Source organism: Kitasatospora sp. NPDC058406 (assembly GCF_042722765.1).
Taxonomy (GTDB): Bacteria; Actinomycetota; Actinomycetes; order Streptomycetales; family Streptomycetaceae; genus Kitasatospora.
This window is the reverse complement of sequence record NZ_JBHXKE010000242.1, coordinates 7,343-13,504: the sequence shown is the minus strand read 5'-3', so window position 1 is coordinate 13,504 and position 6,162 is coordinate 7,343. Positions and strand designations below refer to the sequence as shown.

Below are 6,162 nucleotides of genomic sequence, written 5' to 3'. Positions count from 1 at the left end.
GGTCCCCCGTCCGCCGCCCCGGCCGTGCCGTGCTGTTCCGTCGCTCAGGAGGCGGGCACGCCGGGGGCGGCGCCGCGCTCCTGGAGCATGTCCGTCATCAGCTGGATCTCCGAGTTCTGCCCGACCACCATCGACCGGGCGAGCCGCTTCTCGGTCTCGTTCTTCGCCACGTCGACGTAGCCCTGGGCCATCTCCACCCCGCCCTTGTGGTGCTCCAGCATCAGCTGGAGGAAGAGCACCTCGGCGTCCTGCCCGCTCAGCGAACGGAGCTTGGCGAGCTGGGTGTTGGTGGCCATGCCGGGCATCAGCGAGCCGTCGTGCGCCTCGTAGGTGTGCTTCATGCCCATCCACGCCATCGGCTTGGCCGGCGAGTGCTGCGGGAGCCCCCACTGGTCGAGCCAGCCCATCATCATGCCGCGCTGGTTGGCCTGGGTGTTGATGATGTCGAAGGCGAGCGTGCGGGTGTGCCCGTCCGTGGTCCGGTCGCGGACGATGAACGACAGGTCCACCGCCTGCTGGTGGTGGGTCGCCATGTCGCGGGCGAACCCGGCCTCCGGGGAGTCGTCCGCCGGCGCGGAGGCCGAGGAGGATCCGGAGGCGGACGTGCCGCCGGCCACCAGGGCCGGCACACCGAGCGCGAGGGCGAGCGCCGCCGCCAGGGCGGCGGGCCACCAGAGCCGCTTGCGCGAGGTCGCGGGGACGAGGTCGTCGTCCCCGAACTCCTCCTCGCCCGGTGTCACGTCGGGGGCGGTCACATCGCCCCCATGGTGCAGGAGGCCCCGGGCTCCTGGGTCTGCTTGCCCTGGACGTACTTGGTGAAGAACTGCTCCACCCGCGGGTCGGAGGCGCTGTCCACGGTCAGCTGGGTGGACCAGGCGTTCAGGGTGATGGTGCCCTGCTCGTCCGGGTACGGGCTCATCAGCGAGTACGGGGTGGCCTTCACCTTGGCCGACAGGGCCTTGATGTCCTCCGGGGTGGCCTTGCTGTTGTAGGTCACCCAGACGGCTCCGTGCTCCAGCGAGTGGACGGCGCGCTCGTTCTCGACCGGCTGGTCGTAGACGGTGCCCATGCAGTCCAGCCAGATCGCGTTGTGGTCGCCGCCGACCGGCGGGGTCTGCGCGTAGGTGACCTTCTCCTTGACGTGGTTCCGGGTCAGCTCGCCGAAGGTCTGCACGCCGTCGATCGGGGCGCTGGCGGCGACCTCCTTGGCCTTCTTGTCCTTGTTGGCGTCGACCACGATCCAGGTGCCGGTGGCTATCGCGGCGATCACCAGCACGCCGGCGACCGATCCGGCGAGGACCTTGTTACGACGGTCGCGGCGCTGCTCGGCCGCGCGCAGCTCGGCGATCCGGGCGCGGCGGTCGAGACCGGCCTGCTTGGCGCCCGGCTTGTTCGACTGTGCCTTGGACTGCTTGGAGGCGGAACCCATGTGGTGTCCTTGTCCCCACCGCACATCGGGCGCGGCGGTCTGAAGAAGTGGCGGGATGGGGCGGATCCGCCGGTCCCGTCCGTCCGTCGGCCCGCACGGGAGCGCGGGCGGGTGGCACGGGAGGGCCGGCGGCGGGTTCCGCTCAGGACCGGTGCACTTGGAGTTCGTGCAGGTCGGGCGCGGGGTGCGGGCCGACCAGCAGCCCGGCGGGCACCACCCGGGGCAGTGCCTCGGGAGCCTCCGTCAGGGGTGCCGCCGCAGGTTGCGGGTGCGGCGGCGGGTTGGGGAGCTGGGCGTCCTGGGCGCAGTACGGGTGACCGGAGCAGCCGTTGTCGCGATGCGGCGGATCACCGTCGACCGAGCACCACGTCCAGTGCCGGTGGCTCTCCGCGCGGACGCGGTCGCCGACGGTCTGCGGCGTGGTGGCCGGGCCGGTGGTGGTGGTGCGGTGTCCGTGATCGGGCGCCGGGGTGGCGGCCGGTGCGTCCCGGAAACCGGTCGGCGGGCCGACCAGGGGGCCGGCCGGGGCTGCCGCCGGTGCTTCCGGCCGCTCGGTCGTGACGGCCCTGGCGTGGCCCGCGCACGGGAGCGCCGTCAGCAGTCCGGCGAGCAGCAGGATCCACAGCGCGCCGACCGGGCGACCCGCGAGTGCGGTCCTCCACGGTCGGGGTGTGCTGGGGGCCGACGCGGTCATGCGCACATTTAATCAGCCGAACGAGTGAAGCGAGCCCCCTCCCGGGTTCTCACTTTCGGTGGCCGACGGGCCGGAATCCACCGGAAACACCCTGGCCGGGGCGGTTCGGGCGAGCACGGGAGGAACGGAAACGAAACGGACGGCGAATCCGGTGATCGATATCGGTCGATGTGTGCGCGGTTGTCGTCGAAACCCGGACAGCGTCGTTGCCCTCGGAGACAATGTCGTCGAGCCCGGCCCGCCCGGGGGCGGCGCGATCACGGAGCGACCAGGAGCCGCCAGATGACCAAGCAGGGTGCACCCGCGCAGCAGCCCCGGCCGGACGACGGCTGGTGGGACACGGTCTACGCGGGCCCGGCGGGCACCCTCCCCGACACTCCGGACGCGACGCCGGGTGAGGGCAGCGTCGACGACTGGTTCGAGACGGCGGCCGGGTTGATCGGGCACCAGCGGAGCGGGGAGGACGCGGCCACGCAGCCCGAGCCCGAACCTGAACCCGGTCCCGGCCCTGGCCCTGAGGCGGCGGTCGGGGCCGATCCGGTGGCCGACACCCAGGTGCTGGAGCGGGACAGCATCGACGACTGGTTCGACACGGCGGTGGGCGTGATCAGCCCGCAGCCCTCGGACCCCGGAGAGACGCACCGCTTCCCCGCCCCGCCCTGGGCGGACGACGGGCCCGTGAAGAGCCCGGGGGCATCGGCACCGGCACCGGAACGGGCACCGGCACCGGAACAGCGCCCGGCCACGCCGCCGGAGCAGGCGCCGGAGCAGGCGTCGGAGCCGGAGCCCGCCGCGGAGCAGCCCGACCTGCGGAAACCGGAGTCGGAGCCGAAGCCGGAGGCCGCCCGCGTGCCGGAGCCCCGGCCCCGGCCGGAACCGGCCGCCGCCGAGGAACCGGTCCCCGCCTCTGCGCCGGTGCCGGTGACGGTGCCGGTGACCGAATCGGTGCCGGCCGTCGCCGAGCGGCCCGAGCCGGACCCCGCGCCCGAGCAGGCTCCTGCCGCTACCCCCACCGCCGCGCCCGCGCCCGCCCCCGCCCCCGCGCCGCGTCCCGCCGTGCGGGCAGGCCGGCCCGGTACCGCGCCCGCCGTCCCGCACGTCGGTGAGCGGCCGCCCACGTACGGGCCCGAGCCGACCGCCGTGCCGGAGGCGGACCCGGGCGCGCTGGGTTCCGTCGTCGCCGACACCGTGCTGGAGGGCGCCCAGTACGCCACCACCACCCTGCGCGCCACCTCCGTCCGCGGAGACTCGGCCCGCTACCGCGGCGAGCCGCGGCGCGACGCCCTGCTGGTGACCCGCTTCGGCGAGGGGACCGACGGCCTGCTGCTCGCCGTGCTCGGCGGGTTCGACCGGGCAGGCCCGGCCGGTGGTCCGGCGGCGGAGGAGGTCGCCGTCGCCGCCGCCGAGGCCTGCCGTCAGCTCGCCACCTCGATCGGGCGCAGCCGGACGGGCCTCGCCGCCGACCTGCGCGACGGCGCCCGGGACCGGCTCCGGTACGGCCTCCAGCGGCTCGCCACCGGCGCGTCCGCCCCGCTGCGCGCACTCGTCCCGGACCCGGACCCGGCTGCGGACCCGGCTTCGGACCCTGCTGCTGACCCGGCCTCCGCGACCGGCCCGGACGGGGAGGCCGAACCGTCCCCCGTGTCGCTGCACTGCCTGCTGGTCTCGCTCGACCCGGCGGCGGGCTACCGCGCGGCGTTCGGGGTCGGCCCGGGCGGGCTGTACCTGTTGCGTTCGGGGCACTGGATCGACGCGTACGCGGCGCGCCTGCTGCACCACCCGGACGGTCAGCCGCCGGTGCCCGAGGGACAGGTGCCGGGTGCGCGCCCGTTCCGCTTCCGGATGGTTCCGGCGACGCCCGGCGACATCCTGCTGCTCTGCACCCCGGGTCTGGCGCGGCCGATCGCCGACGAGCCGGCGGTCGCGCACTTCCTGGCCTCGCACTGGGCGCACCCGCACCCGCCGGGCACGGTGGACTTCCTGCGCCAGGTCCAGGTCCGCGCCAAGGGCTACGCCGACGACCGCACCGCCGCCGCGGTCTGGACGGAGTAGGCGCGGACCGTCCCGGCCCGGCTTCCGGCGCTCGCCCCGCTCAGGCGGGCGTCGTGCCCAGCAGGGTGCCGCAGGCGGATTCGGCGAGGTGGAGGGCGCGGGGGCGGAGGGCGCCGGGGAGCCCGAGGGCGAGCGGGACGGCGAGGCCGTCGAGCAGGGCGCGGATCTGGCTGGCACGCTCCGCGGCGTCGCCGGGGGCGAAGCGGCCGGCGGCGGTGCCCTCCTCGATCAGGGCGACGAGGTCGGCCTGCCAGGGGGCCTCGATCTCCAGCTGTCCCCGGCGCAGTTCCTCGCCGGCGGGGGAGCGGCCCCACACCTCGACCCAGAGGATCCAGCGCGGGTCGCCCGGGCCCTCGGGCAGGTAGAGCGCCGTGTACCCGGAGAGCCGTGCACGGACGTCCCGGCCGCCGTCGGCGAGCAGGTCCCGGCGGCGGGCGCCGAGCTGCTCCTCGCTCCAGCGGAGGGTCTCCAGCAGGAGCTGGTCCTTGCTGCCGAAGTAGTAGAGCAGGTGGCCGGCGCTCATCCGCAGCTCCCTGCCGAGGCCGGCCATGGTGAGCTTGGCCAGCCCGTGTTCGGCGATCGCGGCCCGTGCGGTGGCGAAGACCTCCTCGCGGGGGCGTGCCGGTCGGCGGGGGCGGGCGTCCGCCATCTGTCCTGCTCCTCTGGAACCTGGGGGCGGCACGGGAGACCCGCGGGAGGCCACCACGATACCGGCCGTGTCCGGGAGGCCACGGAGGGGGACGAGGGCCGGTTCGGCCCGCGCTCCTGCGGGTACGTACCAACCACGCCGATCAACAGGACCATCCCGATCGGAGGGGATGCCCATGGCCACACTGATCGCCCTGTTCGCGGGGCTCGCGGTGATCGTGACCGGACTGTCGCTCCACCTTCGCCGCCGTCACAGCCGTCCCACCGAGAACCTCGACGGCCTGCTCGCCGAGCAGGAGCGGCTCGCCCAGCTGCGGGCCCTCCGCTCCTCCTACAGCTCGATCGCGATGCACAGCACGCACGGGCTCACCACCGACGACATCGGGAGGTACCACCGGTAGCCGCCCCCACCGCCCAAGGCCCTGGTGCCGACGACGGACGCGCGCGCCGGTCCAAGGTGCCCGGCGCGCCGCGTCGGCTGCGGAGCGGGACCCGTGGAGGGCGGCCGGGAAAGGCAGGCCCCCGCTCGGCTGCGGCCGGCGGGGGCTCGATCGCGTCCGGGGATCAGAGCGAGGCGTACCGGGTGACGTTGGTGACCTTGCAGCTGATCTTGCCCTTGGTCTCGACCGCGCCTTGCGCCTTGAGGGTGGCGGCCTGGCCGGCGGCGAGGTTGTTGGTGGCGGCCAGGCCTTCGCCGATACGCGTACCGGCCGCGTCGACGAACTCGACCTGGATCATGTAGTTGCTGCTCTTGCTGCTGCGATTGGTGACCTTGAGCTGCGCGGACGGCCAGTGCAAGGTGGCGTCGACGTCGCAGGAGGTGAGTTCGACGTCGCCTGTGGCGTCGGCGTTGCCGGGTGCTGCGGGCAGGCTCGGCACGGCGGTGGGCAGGGTCGGCACTGCGGCGGGCAGCGTGGGTGCGGGGGTGCCCGGGGCGGGGGGTGCTCCGGCGGTGGTGGCCTCGACGGCGGGGCCGGTCGGCGTGCTGGTGGTGATGCTGGGGTCGCACGCGGCCAGGCCGAGGACGGCGAGGCTGACGGCGGTGATGGAGAGGGTGGTGCGGCGCATGGGTCCCCCTGGGACACGGCGGGTCGTGGTGAGGGGACCGTATCGGCGCGCACCGGGGCCGCGACGTGGTGTGACGGAGCTGTGACCAAACTGGAAACGGTAAAGGGCCTTCCCGGCCCGTGAGTTGCCCCGGTGCCGATCCGCCGGTCGTGCCGGAACGTCCTGCTTCGGGGCCGTCGGGGGGGGGGCGGGTGGGGGCGCGGGGGCCCCCCCGCCTGTTATTTTTTATGGGGGGGGGGGGGGGGGGGGCCCCCCCCGGGGGGGGGGGCGC

General features: G+C 74.9%; 7 protein-coding genes. 2 read left to right on the top strand and 5 right to left on the bottom strand.

Going from position 1 to position 6,162, the window contains the following annotated elements; genetic code table 11:
- Positions 1 to 44: 44 nt before the first annotated feature.
- From ACFWOG_RS33455 to ACFWOG_RS33445, 3 genes are all read right to left on the bottom strand, one after another.
- Positions 45 to 755: a DUF305 domain-containing protein gene (locus tag ACFWOG_RS33455; protein ID WP_329952138.1), complete on the bottom strand. Its 711-nt coding sequence runs from the start codon at positions 753 to 755 to the stop codon at positions 45 to 47.
- On the bottom strand, positions 752 to 1,429 hold the full coding sequence (locus ACFWOG_RS33450; protein ID WP_329881922.1) for a DUF3105 domain-containing protein: 678 nt from the start codon (positions 1,427 to 1,429) through the stop codon (positions 752 to 754). The genes ACFWOG_RS33455 and ACFWOG_RS33450 overlap by 4 nt, the downstream gene beginning before the upstream one ends.
- Positions 1,430 to 1,571: 142 nt before the next feature.
- A complete protein-coding gene (locus tag ACFWOG_RS33445; RefSeq protein ID WP_329952140.1) occupies positions 1,572 to 2,123 on the bottom strand; it encodes a hypothetical protein in 552 nt (183 codons plus the stop codon).
- 282 nt (positions 2,124 to 2,405) lie between these two features.
- Here ACFWOG_RS33445 and ACFWOG_RS33440 point away from each other — a divergent pair, with 282 nt between their 5' ends.
- Entirely contained in the window at positions 2,406 to 4,175 is a 1,770-nt protein-coding gene (locus ACFWOG_RS33440; protein WP_380362944.1) for a hypothetical protein, read from the top strand.
- A 40-nt stretch (positions 4,176 to 4,215) separates the two neighbouring features.
- Here the strand turns inward: ACFWOG_RS33440 and ACFWOG_RS33435 are convergent, their stop codons facing one another.
- Positions 4,216 to 4,824, bottom strand: a complete 609-nt coding sequence (locus tag ACFWOG_RS33435) for a TetR family transcriptional regulator C-terminal domain-containing protein (RefSeq protein ID WP_380362942.1) — start codon at positions 4,822 to 4,824, stop codon at positions 4,216 to 4,218.
- Between the two features lie 175 nt (positions 4,825 to 4,999).
- On the opposite strand from ACFWOG_RS33435, the gene ACFWOG_RS33430 reads away from it, so the two are divergent.
- Positions 5,000 to 5,224, top strand: a complete 225-nt coding sequence (locus ACFWOG_RS33430; protein ID WP_329952143.1) for a hypothetical protein — start codon at positions 5,000 to 5,002, stop codon at positions 5,222 to 5,224.
- Between the two features lie 163 nt (positions 5,225 to 5,387).
- On the opposite strand, the gene ACFWOG_RS33425 is transcribed toward ACFWOG_RS33430, so the two are convergent.
- The gene (locus ACFWOG_RS33425; RefSeq protein WP_380362940.1) at positions 5,388 to 5,891 is read right to left on the bottom strand and encodes an FxLYD domain-containing protein; all 504 of its coding nucleotides are present in this window, start codon (positions 5,889 to 5,891) and stop codon (positions 5,388 to 5,390) included.
- Positions 5,892 to 6,162: the final 271 nt, after the last annotated feature.